Source organism: Sphingobium sp. (genome assembly GCF_035511395.1).
Lineage (GTDB): Bacteria > Pseudomonadota > Alphaproteobacteria > Sphingomonadales > Sphingomonadaceae > Sphingobium.
Window position 1 is genome coordinate 1 of sequence record NZ_DATKFP010000003.1, and the last position, 15,420, is coordinate 15,420.

Sequence of the window (15,420 nt, forward strand, 5' to 3'; positions counted from 1 at the left end):
GTCGGCCGACAGCACCTCTTCCAGCGTCGCGCGGAAAGCCGCGATCAACTGGGTCGGCAGGTCGGACACGAAGCCCACCGTGTCGGACAGGATCGCCTTGTCCAGTCCGGGCAGCACAATCTGGCGCATGGTCGGGTCCAGCGTCGCGAAGAGCAGATCCTCCGCCATCACGTCGGCGCCGGTCAGGCGGTTGAACAGGGTGGATTTACCGGCATTGGTGTAGCCCACCAGCGCGATCACCGGCCAGGGCGCTCGCTGGCGCCGGGCGCGATGCAGGCCGCGCGTGCGCGTCACCTGATCCAGTTCGCGACGGATTTTCGCCATGCGATCGCGGATCATGCGGCGGTCCGCCTCGATCTGGGTTTCACCGGGACCGCCGAGGAAGCCGAAGCCGCCGCGCTGCCGCTCAAGGTGGGTCCAGCTGCGCACGAGTCGCCCGGCCTGATAGTCCAGATGCGCCAGCTCGACCTGAAGGCGGCCTTCATTGGTCGCCGCCCGCTCGCCGAAGATTTCCAGGATCAGGCCGGTCCGGTCGATGACCTTGGCCTCGCACGCCTTTTCCAGATTGCTCTGCTGGACCGGCGACAGGCTGTTGTCGACGATGACCAGTTCGGCCTCTTCCTGCCTGACAAGGGTAGCGATCTGGTCGACCTGCCCGCTGCCGAACAGGGTGGCGGGCTTGCGATCGCGCACACGAAAAGCCTGCGCCCCGCGCACATCAATGCCGATGGCAAGCGCCAGCCCGCGCGCCTCCTCCAGCCGCGCATCGCTGTCGCGGCGGTCTGCACCATGGGTTTCGGCATGAACGACGACGGCGCGCGCGCCGCGCGCCACCTCATCATCGGAGTCGCGGTTGAATATGGCCATGTCGGCTTAAAGCATCTCGCCGCGTGCCGGTCCACTGCAACGGAACCGGCACGCGGCGTGAAGGATCAATCGTCCTGTTCGTTTTCGCCGGTCAGGTCGAGCGCATGGAGCGGCTGGACCGTCGAGATGGCGTGCTTGTAGACCAGCTGCACCATGCCGTCGCGTTCGAGCAGCATGCAGAAGAGGTCGAAGGCGGCGATTTCGCCCTGGAGCATGACGCCGTTCACCAGGAACATCGTCACCGGGCTGCCCGACTTTCGAACCGCAGACAGGAAGATTTCCTGAAGCAGCTTGGCCTTGCCGTTGCCGTCGCCCGACTTGCGCAGGTCGGTCAGGTCCATCGACTGGGCCGGCATCACCGTCGAAATGGCGTGCTTGTACACCAGCTGCGACTGGCCATCACGGCGCAGCAGCACGGAGAAATTGTCGAACCAGGTGATGATGCCCTGCAACTTGACGCCCTTGACCAGGAACATGGTCACAGGGGTCTTGCTCTTGCGCAGGCTGTTCAGGAAAATGTCCTGAAGATTGTTCACTTTATCGGCCATGGTCGTCGCCAGTCCTTTTCTTGGCGGGACGTTACCCGCTCTCGCACCCTATGCAGAGTGTCTTGCCTGCCCCCGCGCACCGGAGGCGGGGGCAGTTCTACCGCAATTGCGAAGGAGCGTCCATGGTCGAGATGCGCTTTGGCCAAATTCCGCAACGGATTGGCCAAACGCGCCCTATTCCTTGCCTTCGGTGATGCCCAACAACTTCAATTTGCGGTGCAGCGCGGAACGCTCCATGCCGATGAAGGTGGCGGTGCGGGAAATATTGCCCGAAAAGCGCCGGATCTGGATGCGCAGATATTCGCGCTCGAAACTCTCCCGCGCCTCGCGGAGCGGCGCGCCCATGATGGCGGACTGGCCGATCCCTTCCCCGCCGCCGCCGCTGGTCAGTTCCGGTGGCAGCATGTCGAGTTCGATCCGCCCGATCCGGTCACCCGGCGCCAGGATCATCGTCCGTTCAATGACGTTACGCAACTGCCGGACATTACCCGGCCATTCATTGGCCTGAAGCGCGGCCATGGCGTCGCTGGCGATTTCCGGCGGGGCCACGCGGCGATCCGCCGCGAAACGGGCGAGATAATGCTCGACCAGTGGGGGAATATCGTCGCGCCGCTCCGACAGCGGCGGAATGGCAAGCGGCACCACGTTCAGGCGATAGAAGAGATCCTCGCGGAAACGCCGCTCCTCGATCTCGTTCGCCAGATCGCGCGCGGTCGAGGAAATGACGCGTACATCGACCTTCACCTGTCGCTGCCCGCCTACGCGCGTGAAGCTCTGATCGGTCAGGACGCGCAGGATCTTGCCTTGCGTCGTCAAAGGCATATCGGCAATCTCGTCGAGATAGAGCGTGCCGCCATGCGACTGCTCCAGGAAACCGGGACGGACGAGACCGCTCGGATCCTCGATCCCGAACAGTTCCTCCTCCACCCGATCGGGGTCCATCCGCGCGGCGGCGACGATGATGAAGGGCGAGTCGGCCCTACCGCTCCAGCTATGAAGCATGCGGGCGGCGACCTCCTTGCCGACGCCGGCCGGACCGGAAATCAGCACGCGGCTTCCCGTACCCGCCACTTTCTTGATCGTGGCGCGCACGCCATTGATCGCGGCCGAAGTCCCGGTCAGTTCGTCATCCTGGCCGAAGCGCGCGCGCAGCACCTGATTTTCGCGCCGCAACCGCTCCGTCTCGGTGGCGCGCGCGACGAGGTGCAACAGCCGATCCGCCTCAAACGGCTTTTCAATGAAGTCGGCCGCCCCCTTGCGGATCGCGGCAACGGCCGTGTCGATATTGCCATGACCTGAAATCATCAACACCGGGATGCTCGCATCGCGGCGCTTGATCTCCTCCAGCAGTTCGAGACCATCCATGCGCGATCCCTGCAACCAGACATCGAGCAGAACCAGTGAGGGACGGCGCGAATCCAGCGCATCAATCGCGCTGTCGCTATGGGCGGCGGTGCGGGTGGTGAAGCCTTCATCTTCCAGAACACCCGCGACCAGATCGCGAATATCCTCTTCATCGTCCACAATCAGAATATCAAGCGCCATTGGCCGTCACTTTTCCTTTGGGCAAGGCTATCACCTGACCCTCTTCCAGTTTCTCCAGCGCCCCTGCGGCAAAACGCAGGGTCACGCATGCGCCGCCCCTTTCGGCATCGTCGAAGCGGATCTCCCCCAGATGCTCCTCGACAATCTTCTTGACGATGGCGAGGCCAAGACCCGTCCCCTTGGACCGCGTCGTCATATAAGGTTCCAATATCCGCTCGCGTTCGGGCGGCAGGCCGATGCCATCGTCACGCACCCGGATCAGCAGGTCGTCCCCTTCCCGCGCCAGCCGCATCCGGACATGGCCACGCGGGCCTCCTTCATCCGGAACCGATTTGGGTTCAATGGCTTCAACAGCATTTTTGACAATATTCGTCAGCGCCTGGCCCAGCTGTCGCCGGTCGCATACCAACTCCATATCCCCCGCATCGGCCTCATATTCGAAGCGAATATCAGGATGCGCTACCTCATGCAGGAACAGCGCATGACGGGCAATGTCGCCGATCGCCTCGCGCCGGAAGACAGGCTTGGGCATGCGCGCGAAGGACGAAAATTCGTCCACGATCCGGCGCAGGTCGCCCACCTGCCGCACGATCGTGCCGGTCAACCGGGTGAAGGTCGCCTTGTCGCTTTCGATCTCGTCGGCGTAGCGGCGTTGCAAACGCTCCGCCGCCAGCTGGATCGGGGTGAGCGGGTTCTTGATCTCATGCGCGATCCGTCGCGCCACGTCGGACCAGGCGGCGCGACGCTGGTCGGACAGCTGTTGCGTGATGTCGTCGAAGGTCAGGATATGGCGCGACGCATCCTGCGCCACCTTGACCGCCAGCGTCCGAAGGTCGCCATGGGCACGAACCTGCACGATTCCGGCATCCTCGTCCGACTCCACGAAGTCGGCCAGTTCGGGCGACACTTCCTCCAGCGGGCGCCCGACCGGATCGTCGCCCTCTTCCACCAGGATTGCGGCGGCCGAGCTGTTGAGCAACAGTATCTCGCCCTCAAGGTCGACCGACAGCACACCCGCGCTGACGCCCGACAGGATCGCCTCGATGAAAGCACGGCGTTCGTCCAACTGGCTGTTCGCTGCCACTAGTGCGCCGGTCTGCGCCTCCAGCCGCTGCGTCATGCGATTGAACGCAGCAGCCAAGGTACCGATCTCGTCCCGGCTCTGCGGACTGGTGACACGCGCTGAAAGGTCGCCCGCCGTGATCCGCCGGGCCGCCGTCACCAGTTCGTTGACCGGCCGCACCATCCAGTCAGCTACGGCCAGCGCAATATAGACGGCGATGCCGACCAGCAGCAGCGACCCCACGAACAGCGCCACGTTGAACCGTAGCTGGAGCGCGCGCGACTGGGCCGAGAAAATGTCATAGTCCGCCAGAACCTTCTGCGCCTGCGTCACATTGCTGAAGGAAGAGGTACCCGCATTGCGCGTAGCGTAGAGATAGATTTTGGAATTGGGATAAAGCAGCGTCACCGCCTCGACCTGGTTGGGCCGGGCCTGCACCACGATATCCTCGCCCGCTGCCAGCCGCTTCACCACCGCGGCCGACAGCATTTCGGACACCGGACGGTTTTCCGGATCGACGGTCGCAGCGGTGCGCGCGATCCCATCCTTGCCCACTTCAATGATCGCCGACCGGTTCAGCTTTCGGGTCACGACCTGATAGATATAGCCTTCTGCAAAGCGCGGGCTGGAGACTTCGGACTGGTTCAGATAGTCGCGCAGGTCACCCGCCATCGTCACCGTCTCGTCCCGCACTTCGCGCAAATTCTGCTCATAATAGCCGCGCGCCAGGTCGCTCGCATTTTGCAGCATCCCGCGCGCGCTGTCGGAGAACCAGAATTGCACGCCATATTGGAACAGCAGCGAGGCGAAGATCACGACCAGCAGCATCGGCACGCTCGCCACGATCGAAAAGATCGCGACCAAGCGGACGTGCAACTGGCCATCGCTGCCAATCGCCGACTTGGCCGCGCGCCGTTTCGCCACCCGCCGCCCGAGCAACATCAGCAGGGCGATCGCCGGAACGAGATTCGCCACCAGCAGCAACGCAACGATCGGCGGCGTCAGCAGGGTGTAGGAGTCACGGCTACCGGACAGAAGATGGTAAGTCAGCCCCGCCATGCCCAGAAACAGGGCCAGCGTAACGCCTTCCACCAGCGCAGCGAGACGTCCCTTGCGCAGGAATGGCGGCAGGTTCCTCCGCCATGCGGAGGCCCGCCTGCGAAGGGTGGTCGCGCCGTTCATCGTGACTTTGTTACAACAAGCCCGTGCCCGTTAAAACACAGTATTTGGAACAATGCATGTCGCTGGTCGACGCGGCCCGTCGGTTCATCCTGATATGCCACTTAAATTTCGTCAGTCCCCGATGCGCAGCTGGAGCGGATCCAGGCCGTAGTCGGTCAGCTTCTTGCGCAGCGTATTCCGGTTGATACCCAGCAGCGCCGCCGCGCGAATCTGATTGCCGTCAACGCTGGAAAGCACCTCCTCCAGCAGCACCGGCTCGATCATCGCCAGCAAATCATCATGCAGGCTGCGCTGGGGCTGGCCGATGCCCACGCCCAGCTGCCGCTTCGCCCAGTCGCGCACGGCATGGACCAGCTGGTCGGCCGGTACCGCATAGTCCGGAGGCACGGCATCGATCGGCAGCATGTTCCGCAGCATCTCGGCGGTGATGACATTTTCACGACTCAGCACCGACAGGCGCTGCATCATGTTCTGCAATTCCCGCACATTGCCCGGCCAGTGCCAGGCCATCAGCAATTGCGCGGCATCGTCCGAAAGCGTCTTGCGCGGCAAACCCTCCTGCGCCGCTCGCTCCAGAAAATGGCGGGCGAGCAGAATCACATCCTCGCGCCGTTCGCGCAGCGCCGGCAGGGCGATCGGCACGACATTCAGGCGATAATAGAGATCCTGACGAAAGCGGCCGTCCTCGATCAGTTGCGGCAGATCCTTGTTGGTCGCCGCGATGATGCGGACATTGACCCGCACCGGCTTCGACCCACCGACTGTCGTCACCTCGCCCGACTGAAGCACGCGCAGCAGCCGCGTCTGCGCCTCCATCGGCATGTCGCCAATCTCGTCGAGGAACAGCGTGCCACCCTGCGCCTGCTCGAACTTGCCAGCCGTCCGCGCATGGGCGCCGGTGAACGCACCCTTTTCATAACCGAAAAGTTCTGCTTCGATCAGCTCACGCGGAATGGCGGCCATGTTGATCGGAACGAAGGGCTTGGTCCGTCGCTGCCCCAGACTGTGGATCGCTTCGGCCACCAGTTCTTTTCCCGTACCCGATTCGCCCAGCACCAGGATGGACAGGTCGTTGGACAGGACACGGGCGATCGTCCGATAGACTTCCTGCATAGCCGGCGAGCGACCGACCAGCGGCAGCCCGTCATGCGGAAGACCCACCTGTTCAGCCTCCTCCGCACTGTCTCGCGTGCCGAGCGCATCGGCGACGGCCCGGGTCAGTTCGTTGAGGTCGAAGGGCTTCGGCAGATATTCGAACGCGCCCTTTTCGGTCGCGCGGATCGCGGTGTTTAGCGTGTTTTGCGCCGAAAGGATGATGATGTTCAGGTCCGGCCGGGTCGCCAGAATGTCCGCGACTCCGTCCAGCCCGTCGCCGTCCGGCAGCATGACGTCGGTGATCAGGACGTCCGGCGCGAAACTCTCCATCAGCGCCGAGCGCTCGCGGATCGACGCGGCGGTCTTGACCTTATGCCCCTGCCGCCGCAGCGCCTCTCCCACCACGACACAGATGGCGGGATCGTCATCGACCACCAGGACGGTGCCGATCGCCGCCATCACGCCATGCTCATCGGCAGGAGGATGCGGAAGGTCGACTCGTCCGCCTCCACATCGCGCGAATATTGGACGAAGCCACTCATATCGCGAACCAGCTTGTCCACCAGCGCAAGGCCCAGGCCCTGTCCGTCCCGCTTGCCGGTGATGAAAGGATTGAACAGATGGTCGAGAATATGTTCGGGCACACCCGGTCCATTGTCTATGACGAGGATTTCGATCGGCAGCACCGCGCTGCCCTTGCCGTCGCCAACCACGACCGAGACGCCATGGCGAAAGGCCGTCTCCACTCGAATGGACGGCTTGACGACATGCTCCAGCGCCTCTGCGGCATTTTTGAGCAGGTTGATCATCACCTGCACCAGCGCATCGTCATTGATGTTGGCGAATGGCAGGGATGGATCATAATGCTTTATGATCTTTACATTTTTTGCAAATCCCGCCGCCGCGATTCCGGCGGCCCGGTCGATCAGCGGATAGATGTTGCCGGCATGGCATTCCAGCGTCCGGTCAGTGGTGAAATCCTGCATCCGGTCGATCAGCGCCGCGATACGGTCCACCTCATTGCAGATGAGCTGCGTCAGTGCGGCGTCTCGCCCGCCGTGGCTGGATTCCAGCAATTGCGCCGCACCGCGTATGCCTGACAGCGGGTTCTTGATCTCATGCGCCAGGATCGCCGCCGCGCCCATGGCCGAGCGCGCGCCGCCGGCAGAGCCACGATGGCCGATCTTGCGCGCCTGGCTCTGGGCATGGAGCGACACCACACGCCAGCCGTCATGGTCGACGATCGGCGCGATCATCAGGTCGACCTCCATTTCGGCGGTACGACCGGCATGGACCTTGATGTCATAGGCCGCAATCGGCTTGTTATTGTGCCAGATATCGAAACGCGCACCCGCCTCGGCAATGCGGATAGTGCGTGCCACATCGCTGCCGATGATCGCCGAGCGCGCCATGTTGAGCAAGGTTTCGGCCCGGACATTGGCGTCGGCGATGCTGTTGTCCGGCTTCACCACCAGCGTTGCGACCGGCAACGCGGTCATCTGCTCGCCTAGCGATGGTCCGTCCTGCTGCATCCGAAGCGGCGGAACGGGCGTCAGCGCGCCATTCATGCAGCCCTGCGCAGCTCCGCCGGATCAGCGCCACTGGCAATCAGCGGCTCATAGAAGCCAGCCAGCATGTCCAGCACCGTCTTGGCGTCCGGCTGCTGGTTCACGGCATGACGGAACTCGGCCGAACCGGGCAAGCCTTTGGTATACCAGCCGATATGCTTGCGGGCCATGTTGACGCCGGTATAGTTGTCATAATGGTCGAGCATCGCATGATAATGCTCTACGATCACACGATATTGCTCTTCGAGCGAAGGATCTGCGACACGCGTTCCGTCGGTCAGCCAGGCCATGACCTGACCGACCAGCCAGGGCCGCCCATAGGCGCCACGCCCGATCATCACGCCATCCGCGCCGCTCTGCTCCAGCGCCGTGTCGGCGTCTTCGATGGAGCAGATATCACCGTTGACGATCACCGGCAGCCTCACGGCGTCTTTGACCGAACGGACGAAAGCCCAGTCGGCGCTGCCCTTGTACATCTGGCAACGGGTGCGGCCATGGACGGTAATGAGCTTGGCGCCCAGATCCTCGGCGATATGCGCGAGTTCGGGGGCGTTGAGGCTCGAATGATCCCAACCCATGCGCATCTTGACGGTCACAGGCACGTCAACCGCCTCGACCGTCGCCTTGATGAGCGACGCGGCCAGCGGCAGGTCGCGCATCAGCGCGCTGCCCGCGTCGCCATTGACGACCTTCTTTACCGGGCAGCCCATGTTGATGTCGATGATCGCCGCGCCACGATCGGCGTTCAGCTTGGCCGCGTCGGCCATTTCGGTCGGCGAGCAGCCGGCCAGTTGCATCGACACCGGTTCTTCCAGCGGATGCCAAGCGGCCTTTTGCAAGGACTGGCGCGTTTCCCGGATCATCGCCGCCGACGCAATCATCTCCGTCACGTTGAGGCCCGATCCGTATCGACGGACCAAGGTGCGGAACGGCATGTCGGTGACGCCGGTCATCGGCGCCAGCACGACCGGCATGTCGATGGTCACGGGACCGATGGAAATGGGAGAAAGTGTGCGCATGACCTGATTTGGAAAACTGCCTAAAAAACAGGCAGCCCTTAGCGGAATTTGCCGGAAACGGCAAGCAGAGCGCGTCCGCCCTTTCAGGGCCGCTCTTCTGCCGCTATGCGCGCTGCCATGACAGCAAGCAGCAAGACCGTCGCCCTGCTCGTAGCCGCCGGCCAGGGAAGCCGGGCCGGTGGAGACATCGCCAAGCAATTCAAGCCGATAGCGGGCAAGGCGGTTATCGCCCATGCCCATGACGCATTGGCCGCCCATGACGGGATCGATGCCATCCATGTCGTGCTGGGCGAGGGACAGGAAGACACGGCCCGCGCCCTGCTCGGCACCCGCGCCATAGCCTCCTTCGTCACCGGCGCGGACAGCCGGCGCGGCTCGGTCCGCGCCGGGCTGGAGGCGATCGCGGCCGCCGGTGGCGCGGACAACATATTGATCCATGACGCAGCCCGCCCCTTCCTGCCCGGCGCGGTGATCGACCGCCTGCTGGGCGCACTGGAGCAGGGCCATGGCGCGATTCCCACCCTGCCCGTCGCCGATACGCTGGTGCGCGACGCGGACGGCGCAATGGGGGACAATGTCGATCGCACCAGCCTGTATCGGGTCCAGACCCCGCAGGCCTTCCGCTTCGACACCATATTGGCGGCCCATCGCGCCTGGGACGAAGCGCAGGAAGCCACTGACGATGCCCAGATTCTCAAGGCCTGGGGCCACGACGTCATTTTGGTGCAAGGCGATGAAAGGCTTGAGAAATTGACCTATCCACAGGATTTCGCCCGCGCCGAAGCGCAACTGGCAAAGCCGCGCACCACGCGCGTCGGCATGGGCTATGACGTCCATCGCCTTGCGCCGAACGAGGAACTCTGGCTGGGCGGCGTGCTGGTTCCGCATGATCGCGGGCTTGCCGGCCATAGCGACGCCGATGTCGCGCTCCACGCGATCGTCGATGCGATGCTGGGCGCCTTGGCCGAAGGCGACATAGGCAGCCATTTCCCGCCCTCCGACCCGCAATGGCGCGGCGCCTCGTCCGACCGTTTCCTCGCCTATGCGCGCGATCGGGTGACGGCGCGCGACGGGATGATCGAGCATGTCGACCTGACCATCATCTGCGAAGCGCCCAAGATCGGCCCGCATCGCGACGCCATGCGCGCCCGGATCGCCGAGATATTGGCCGTCCCGCTCGACCGGGTCAGCGTCAAGGCGACCACGACCGAGCGGCTCGGTTTTGCCGGTCGCCGCGAAGGCATTGCCGCACAGGCGGTTGCCACCCTGTCCCTCCCCGCGCTATCCTGACCCAATGCCCGATACCGTCCTCCCGGCCGAACTGGTCGAACTCGCCGAAAAGGTCATCGTCGCCAACCGTCGCGCCGGGCGCACGGTCGCGGTCGCGGAAAGCTGCACCGGCGGCCTGGTATCCGCCGCGCTCACCGAAATCGCCGGTTCTTCCGAGGTGTTCGAAGCGGGTTTCATTACTTATTCCAATGACATGAAGGCGGAACTTCTGAAGGTTTCGCATGACGTGCTGGACACGTTCGGCGCCGTCTCCATCGCCACGGCCTGGGCCATGGCGCAGGGCGCACTGAACAAGAGCCATGCCCATGTCGCGGTCGCCATCACCGGCATCGCCGGACCGGGCGGCGGCAGCGAACAGAAGCCGGTCGGCACGGTCGTCTTTGCCCGCGCCGAACGCGGCGCCAGCCCCGACAAGGTCGTGGCCGACATGCATCATTTCGCGGATAATGGCCGCGGCGGCGTCCGCCTTCAGGCGGCGCTGTGCGCGCTCGAACTGCTGCTGCCCGAAGGCGCGTAAAGCTCTGCTGCGCGCGTCTCGAACGCGCCGATCATCTTGCGCAGCGCCTTGTCGAAGAACTGGCCGGCCAACATCTCGAACAGCCGGTTCTTGAACTCGAACTCAACCTCGAAGTCGACCAGCACCCCGCCCTGCCCGTCATCTCGGAAATTCCACTCATTGTGGAGATGCTTGAGCGGCCCGTCGAGATAATCGACGCGGACATGATCCGGGCGATGCTTATGCACGCGCGAGGTGAAGCTTTCCTTGATCCCCTTGAATCCGACGATCATGTCCGCGACCATTTCCGACTCGTTGTCCGAACGAACGCGGATCGCGCTCACCCAGGGCAGGAATTCGGGATAGGCCGCGACGTTCGACACCAGGTCGAACATCTGCGTCGGTGTGTAGGGAAGCTGGCGCGTCTCATTATGCTTGGGCATCGAAAAATCAGGCCTTCGCGAGTGCCGCCTTGGCCAGCTTCGCTTCGCGCGCGGCCTTCATCTCGGCGAAATCCTTGCCGGCATGATAGCTGGAACGCGTCAGCGGGCTGGACGCCACCTGAAGGAAGCCCTTGGCCCGCGCGATCGCCGCATAGGCGTTGAACGCTGCGGGGGTAACGAATTCCATCACCTTGGCGTGCTTGGGCGTGGGCTGGAGATATTGGCCCATGGTCAGGAAGTCGATGTCAGCCGACCGCATGTCATCCATCACCTGGTGAACCTCCAGGCGTTCCTCGCCCAGACCCAGCATGATGCCCGACTTGGTGAAGATGGACGGATCCAGTTTCTTCACCGACTCGAGCAGGCGCAGCGACGCATAATAGCGCGCACCGGGCCGGATGGTCGGGTAGAGGCGCGGGACGGTTTCCAGATTATGGTTGTAGACGTCCGGCCGGGCGGCGACGATCATCTCGACCGCGCGCTCATGCTTGTTGCGGAAGTCCGGCGTCAGGATCTCGATCGTCGTGTCGGGCGTCGTGCGGCGCAGCGCCTCGATCACCTTCACGAACTGCGACGCGCCGCCATCGGGCAGGTCGTCGCGGTCGACCGAGGTGATGACGATATGCTCCAGCCCCATTTCGGCGCAGGCATCAGCCAGATTCTGCGGCTCATTGACATCGACCTTGCGCGGCATCCCGGTCTTCACGTTGCAGAACGCGCAGGCGCGGGTGCAGACATCGCCCAGGATCATTACCGTGGCGTGTTTCTTGGTCCAGCATTCGCCGATATTCGGGCAGGCCGCTTCCTCGCACACCGTATTGAGGCCCTTGTCGCGCATCAGCTTACGCGTCTCGTGATAGGCCGGGCTGGTCGGCGCCTTGACGCGGATCCAATCGGGCTTCCGTGCGCGTTCTGCGCCATTGGCGGGCTTCTCGGGCGTGGGGATCGGGCTGATGTCGTTCATCCGCCCCAGATAGCGATGCTTGGGGAGACTTGCCAGTCCTGACTTTGTACGGCACACCTCCCGCCCATGACCGACTTTGCCGACATGCTTCAGGGCTATCGCCGCTTCCGCAACACCGGCTGGACCCAGCAGCGGGAGCGATGGGACGAACTCAGCGAAGGGCAAAGCCCGAAGGTGATGGTCATCGCCTGTTCGGACAGCCGAGTCGATCCGGCCCAGATTTTCGACACCAGCCCCGGCGAGATTTTCGTCGTCCGCAACGTCGCAGCGCTGGTGCCGCCGTTCGAGACCAATCCCGGCCACCATGGTGTGTCGGCCGCTCTGGAATTCGCCGTACAGGTGCTCAAGGTCGGCGAGATCGTCGTCATGGGCCATGGGAAATGCGGCGGTTGCAAGGCAGCGCTCAGTCAGGATCTGAAGGACGCACCTCCGGGCGAAGGTGGCTTCATCCATAACTGGATCGAACTGCTGGACGGCGCCCGCGACGTGGTGGTCGAGCGCTTCGGCGAGCAGCGCGACCGTGATGTGGAGCGCGCCATGGAGCAGGAAGGCGTCAAGGTCAGCCTCGCCAACCTGCGCAGCTTCCCCTGCGTCCGCGCCAAGGAAAAGAGCGGCGAACTGAAGCTGGTCGGCAGCTTCTTCGCGATCGCCGACGGGCAGTTGCACGTTCTCGACGAGCAAACGGGCGCCTTCTCGCCCGCCTGACAGGGGAAAGAGGCCGATGGCGACACCGAAGGAAGGCCGCGGCAATATCGCCCTGCTGATCGACGCGGACAATGCGTCGGCGGCGCATTTCGACTCGGTGATGACCGTGCTGGCGGAGCTGGGCACGGTCAATGTCCGCCGCGCTTATGGCAACTGGAGCAAGGCGACGCTCAAGCCCTGGGCGGCGCTGTCCATCACCCAGGCGATCGAACCGCAGCAACAGTTCGACCTGACCAAGGGCAAGAACGCCACCGACATGAAGATGACCATCGACGCGATGGACCTGCTGGCGAGCGGACGCGTCGACGGCTTCGGCCTCATGTCCAGCGACAGCGACTTCACGCCGCTTGTCACCCGCATCCGGCAGGACGGCATCCCGGTATACGGCTTCGGCACGGCGAACACGCCCGAAGGCTTCCGCCACGCCTGCACCCGTTTCATCGACGTCGCCGCGCTGGAACGGACCGAAGTGCCGGTATTGGAATCAGACACGCCGGTGCCGGAAACTAAAGCCAAAAAGAGCGCGGCCAAGAAACCCGCGGATCAGAAAGCAGCCGTCAAGCCCGCCGCCAAAAAGGCGGCGGCGCCAAAAGCAACGCCTGTCGTCGCAGCAGCCGGGGCAAAGCCCGTCGACGCCGAGGTCGTTAAACTTCTGACCGACGCCTATGACGCCGTGAAGCGCGACGAGAAAGGCTTCGCCGCACTCGGCAGTGTCGGGCAACTGGCCGGCAACCGCTCCAGCTTCGACACGCGTAACTATGGCTATAAGCGCCTGTCCGACCTTGTCCGCGCCATTCCCAATTTCGCCGTCGAAGTGCGCGAAGGCGGCCAGACCTGGATCAAGCGGGTCCGCTGATGCCGGTCGTCGCTCGCCACCTGGTGATCCATGGACGCGTCCAGGGCGTCTGGTACCGCGCCTGGACGGTCGAAACGGCGCGGGATCTGGGATTGGCCGGCTGGGTCCGCAATCGGATGGACGGCAGCGTCGACGCGCTTGTGCAGGGTGAAGAAGCAGCCGTGGATCGCTTCATCGCGCGCGCCTACGAGGGGCCCCCTGCCGCACAGGTAAGCCGGATCGACGCGACGGAAACGCCGCTGGAACCGCTGGGCGTGTTCGAGAAGCGACCGACAGTTTGACCTGAACCTGATACCTGTTTCGCCCGGACAGCCGCTCACGACCAGGAATTGCCCTCCGTTTGTCTCGTCGCTGCACTTGAAATCCGCCGCTTCCCGCAGCCGTCATCCCGGACTTGATCCGGGATCCATTCAGAGCTTCCTCACGAACGTGGCGCTGAATGGATTCTGACTTTCGTCAGGATGACTGCTGTAGGTAAATGGCAACAGGCGACCATAAGGAGACAGGAGCGTTTCAAAAATGGCGGCGTGGTTGCGGACGGTCAGCGATTGAGACATGGATAACAGATGCTGATGCGGTTCTGTATTGCTTGCTGCTTTTTGTTGCTCTTAATCGGCTGCTCTTACGTCTATGAGCTTCAAGCGATTGTGCTCGACGGACGCTTGGCGTTCATTGTTTCTCCCTCCTCCCAACGTAGCGCAGATTGCATTAGAAGCATTGACGTTTCGGCGGAAACGAACGTTCGCGCGACGCCCACCTTTGGTGACGACCGCCAGCTAGTAAAAAATGGCAGTTTTTGGCAGCAAGCAACTGCGATCGAAGCCTGCCTCAATCCGTTTCCGGTAATTTATGGGACGTCGCTGAAAGGCGAACCATTCTCATACAACGGGCAACAAATAAGGGCGGTCCGCGCTAAGCCGCTTCAGGTTGGAGTGATATATCAGGTCCAGACATCGGGCAGCGGTTCGGGAGGTGGCGTGGGCCGGTTTCGCATATTGCCCAACAGGCGAGTCGAGAACCTGCCTTTGAATTGAAGACCGCTTCTGAGCGTGGCGGCTCGTAAACAGACAGTCCCCAACCCACCAATCCCACCATCCCAACACCGCAAATCGCCATCACCGGCCCAACCACCTCCCTACTTCCCCCCGCGCCCATCCCGCGCTAAAGCCCTGTCCCCATGATCCTCGTCATCGACAATTATGACAGCTTCACCTGGAACCTGGTCCATTATCTGATGGAACTGGGGTCTGAGGTGGAGGTCGTCCGCAACGACGCCATCTCCGCCGGCCAGGCGCTGTCCAGCGGGGCGAAGGCCTTCCTGCTTTCGCCCGGCCCCTGCACGCCCAACGAAGCGGGTGTCAGCCTGGATCTGGTCGCTGCCTGCGCCGATGCCGGCGCGCCGCTGCTGGGCGTGTGCCTCGGCCATCAGGCGATCGGCCAGCATTTCGGGGGCAAGGTGGTGCGCGGCGGCCTGATGCACGGGAAGACGTCGCCGGTCCGCCATGACGGCACCGGCCTGTTTGCAGGACTGCCCTCGCCCTTCACCGCGACCCGCTATCACTCGTTGATCGTCGAAGACATTCCCGAAACGCTGGTGGTCAACGCCACTAGCGAGGATGGCTCGGTCATGGGCTTCCGCCATGCGACCCTCCCGATCCATTCGGTGCAGTTCCACCCGGAAAGCATCGCCACCGAACATGGTCATGACATGCTGGCGAATTTCATGAAGATCGCCGGCATGCAGGTCCGCGAACGCGAAACCGCCTGACGCTGTCCTAT

General features: G+C 63.4%; 16 protein-coding genes. 7 read left to right on the forward strand and 9 right to left on the reverse strand.

The window, feature by feature from the left end; all coding sequences use genetic code 11:
- The 7 genes from hflX to dusB all read right to left on the reverse strand — a co-directional run.
- On the reverse strand, positions 1-867 hold an 867-nt coding region (gene hflX / locus VMR39_RS00135; protein WP_325413178.1), incomplete at its 3' end, for a GTPase HflX.
- A gap of 65 nt (positions 868-932) precedes the next feature.
- Positions 933-1,427, reverse strand: coding sequence for an RNA chaperone Hfq (hfq, locus tag VMR39_RS00140; RefSeq protein ID WP_325413225.1), 495 nt, complete (start codon positions 1,425-1,427; stop codon positions 933-935).
- Between the two features lie 162 nt (positions 1,428-1,589).
- Positions 1,590-2,960 carry a sigma-54 dependent transcriptional regulator gene (locus VMR39_RS00145; protein ID WP_325413180.1) on the reverse strand — a complete coding sequence of 457 codons (1,371 nt, stop codon included), beginning with the start codon at positions 2,958-2,960 and terminating at the stop codon, positions 1,590-1,592.
- The gene (locus VMR39_RS00150; RefSeq protein ID WP_325413182.1) at positions 2,950-5,205 is read right to left on the reverse strand and encodes a sensor histidine kinase; all 2,256 of its coding nucleotides are present in this window, start codon (positions 5,203-5,205) and stop codon (positions 2,950-2,952) included. Before VMR39_RS00150 ends, VMR39_RS00145 begins: the two co-directional genes overlap by 11 nt.
- 111 nt (positions 5,206-5,316) lie before the next feature.
- Positions 5,317-6,759 carry a nitrogen regulation protein NR(I) gene (gene ntrC / locus VMR39_RS00155; protein WP_325413227.1) on the reverse strand — a complete coding sequence of 481 codons (1,443 nt, stop codon included), beginning with the start codon at positions 6,757-6,759 and terminating at the stop codon, positions 5,317-5,319.
- The gene (locus VMR39_RS00160; protein WP_325413184.1) at positions 6,759-7,868 is read right to left on the reverse strand and encodes a two-component system sensor histidine kinase NtrB; all 1,110 of its coding nucleotides are present in this window, start codon (positions 7,866-7,868) and stop codon (positions 6,759-6,761) included. Before VMR39_RS00160 ends, ntrC begins: the two co-directional genes overlap by 1 nt.
- On the reverse strand, positions 7,865-8,887 hold the full coding sequence (dusB, locus tag VMR39_RS00165) for a tRNA dihydrouridine synthase DusB (RefSeq protein WP_325413186.1): 1,023 nt from the start codon (positions 8,885-8,887) through the stop codon (positions 7,865-7,867). Before dusB ends, VMR39_RS00160 begins: the two co-directional genes overlap by 4 nt.
- A 105-nt stretch (positions 8,888-8,992) precedes the next feature.
- Between dusB and VMR39_RS00170 the strand changes: the two genes are divergently transcribed.
- The gene (locus tag VMR39_RS00170; RefSeq protein WP_325413188.1) at positions 8,993-10,177 is read left to right on the forward strand and encodes a bifunctional 2-C-methyl-D-erythritol 4-phosphate cytidylyltransferase/2-C-methyl-D-erythritol 2,4-cyclodiphosphate synthase; all 1,185 of its coding nucleotides are present in this window, start codon (positions 8,993-8,995) and stop codon (positions 10,175-10,177) included.
- Between the two features lie 4 nt (positions 10,178-10,181).
- On the forward strand, positions 10,182-10,694 hold the full coding sequence (locus VMR39_RS00175; protein ID WP_325413190.1) for a CinA family protein: 513 nt from the start codon (positions 10,182-10,184) through the stop codon (positions 10,692-10,694).
- Here VMR39_RS00175 and VMR39_RS00180 read toward each other — a convergent pair.
- Complete coding sequence (locus tag VMR39_RS00180) at positions 10,646-11,116, reverse strand: type II toxin-antitoxin system RatA family toxin (protein ID WP_179043618.1); 471 nt, start codon at positions 11,114-11,116, stop codon at positions 10,646-10,648. The two genes, VMR39_RS00175 and VMR39_RS00180, sit on opposite strands and share 49 nt — an antisense overlap.
- Before the next feature lie 7 nt (positions 11,117-11,123).
- Positions 11,124-12,080 carry a lipoyl synthase gene (gene lipA / locus VMR39_RS00185; protein ID WP_325413194.1) on the reverse strand — a complete coding sequence of 319 codons (957 nt, stop codon included), beginning with the start codon at positions 12,078-12,080 and terminating at the stop codon, positions 11,124-11,126.
- A 66-nt stretch (positions 12,081-12,146) separates the two neighbouring features.
- On the opposite strand from lipA, the gene VMR39_RS00190 reads away from it, so the two are divergent.
- The 5 genes from VMR39_RS00190 to VMR39_RS00210 all read left to right on the forward strand — a co-directional run bounded on the left by VMR39_RS00190 (position 12,147) and on the right by VMR39_RS00210 (position 15,409).
- The gene (locus tag VMR39_RS00190) at positions 12,147-12,785 is read left to right on the forward strand and encodes a carbonic anhydrase (RefSeq protein ID WP_325413196.1); all 639 of its coding nucleotides are present in this window, start codon (positions 12,147-12,149) and stop codon (positions 12,783-12,785) included.
- A 16-nt stretch (positions 12,786-12,801) separates the two neighbouring features.
- A complete protein-coding gene (locus tag VMR39_RS00195; RefSeq protein WP_325413197.1) occupies positions 12,802-13,641 on the forward strand; it encodes an NYN domain-containing protein in 840 nt (279 codons plus the stop codon).
- Positions 13,641-13,922, forward strand: coding sequence for an acylphosphatase (locus VMR39_RS00200; RefSeq protein WP_325413199.1), 282 nt, complete (start codon positions 13,641-13,643; stop codon positions 13,920-13,922). The genes VMR39_RS00195 and VMR39_RS00200 overlap by 1 nt, the downstream gene beginning before the upstream one ends.
- A gap of 285 nt (positions 13,923-14,207) precedes the next feature.
- On the forward strand, positions 14,208-14,675 hold the full coding sequence (locus VMR39_RS00205; protein WP_325413201.1) for a hypothetical protein: 468 nt from the start codon (positions 14,208-14,210) through the stop codon (positions 14,673-14,675).
- Between the two features lie 143 nt (positions 14,676-14,818).
- Positions 14,819-15,409 (forward strand): aminodeoxychorismate/anthranilate synthase component II, encoded by a 591-nt coding sequence (locus tag VMR39_RS00210; protein ID WP_325413203.1) that lies wholly within the window; start codon positions 14,819-14,821, stop codon positions 15,407-15,409.
- Positions 15,410-15,420: the final 11 nt, after the last annotated feature.

Coding starts and splice junctions, on each gene's coding strand:
- VMR39_RS00145 (WP_325413180.1), bottom strand. CDS start 2,960: ATGGCGCTTGATATTCTGATTGTGGACGATGAAGAGGATATTCGCGAT.
- VMR39_RS00150 (WP_325413182.1), bottom strand. CDS start 5,205: ATGAACGGCGCGACCACCCTTCGCAGGCGGGCCTCCGCATGGCGGAGG.
- ntrC (WP_325413227.1), bottom strand. CDS start 6,759: ATGGCGGCGATCGGCACCGTCCTGGTGGTCGATGACGATCCCGCCATC.
- VMR39_RS00160 (WP_325413184.1), bottom strand. CDS start 7,868: ATGAATGGCGCGCTGACGCCCGTTCCGCCGCTTCGGATGCAGCAGGAC.
- dusB (WP_325413186.1), bottom strand. CDS start 8,887: ATGCGCACACTTTCTCCCATTTCCATCGGTCCCGTGACCATCGACATG.
- VMR39_RS00170 (WP_325413188.1), top strand. CDS start 8,993: ATGCGCGCTGCCATGACAGCAAGCAGCAAGACCGTCGCCCTGCTCGTA.
- VMR39_RS00175 (WP_325413190.1), top strand. CDS start 10,182: ATGCCCGATACCGTCCTCCCGGCCGAACTGGTCGAACTCGCCGAAAAG.
- VMR39_RS00180 (WP_179043618.1), bottom strand. CDS start 11,116: ATGCCCAAGCATAATGAGACGCGCCAGCTTCCCTACACACCGACGCAG.
- lipA (WP_325413194.1), bottom strand. CDS start 12,080: ATGAACGACATCAGCCCGATCCCCACGCCCGAGAAGCCCGCCAATGGC.
- VMR39_RS00190 (WP_325413196.1), top strand. CDS start 12,147: ATGACCGACTTTGCCGACATGCTTCAGGGCTATCGCCGCTTCCGCAAC.
- VMR39_RS00195 (WP_325413197.1), top strand. CDS start 12,802: ATGGCGACACCGAAGGAAGGCCGCGGCAATATCGCCCTGCTGATCGAC.
- VMR39_RS00200 (WP_325413199.1), top strand. CDS start 13,641: ATGCCGGTCGTCGCTCGCCACCTGGTGATCCATGGACGCGTCCAGGGC.
- VMR39_RS00205 (WP_325413201.1), top strand. CDS start 14,208: ATGCTGATGCGGTTCTGTATTGCTTGCTGCTTTTTGTTGCTCTTAATC.
- VMR39_RS00210 (WP_325413203.1), top strand. CDS start 14,819: ATGATCCTCGTCATCGACAATTATGACAGCTTCACCTGGAACCTGGTC.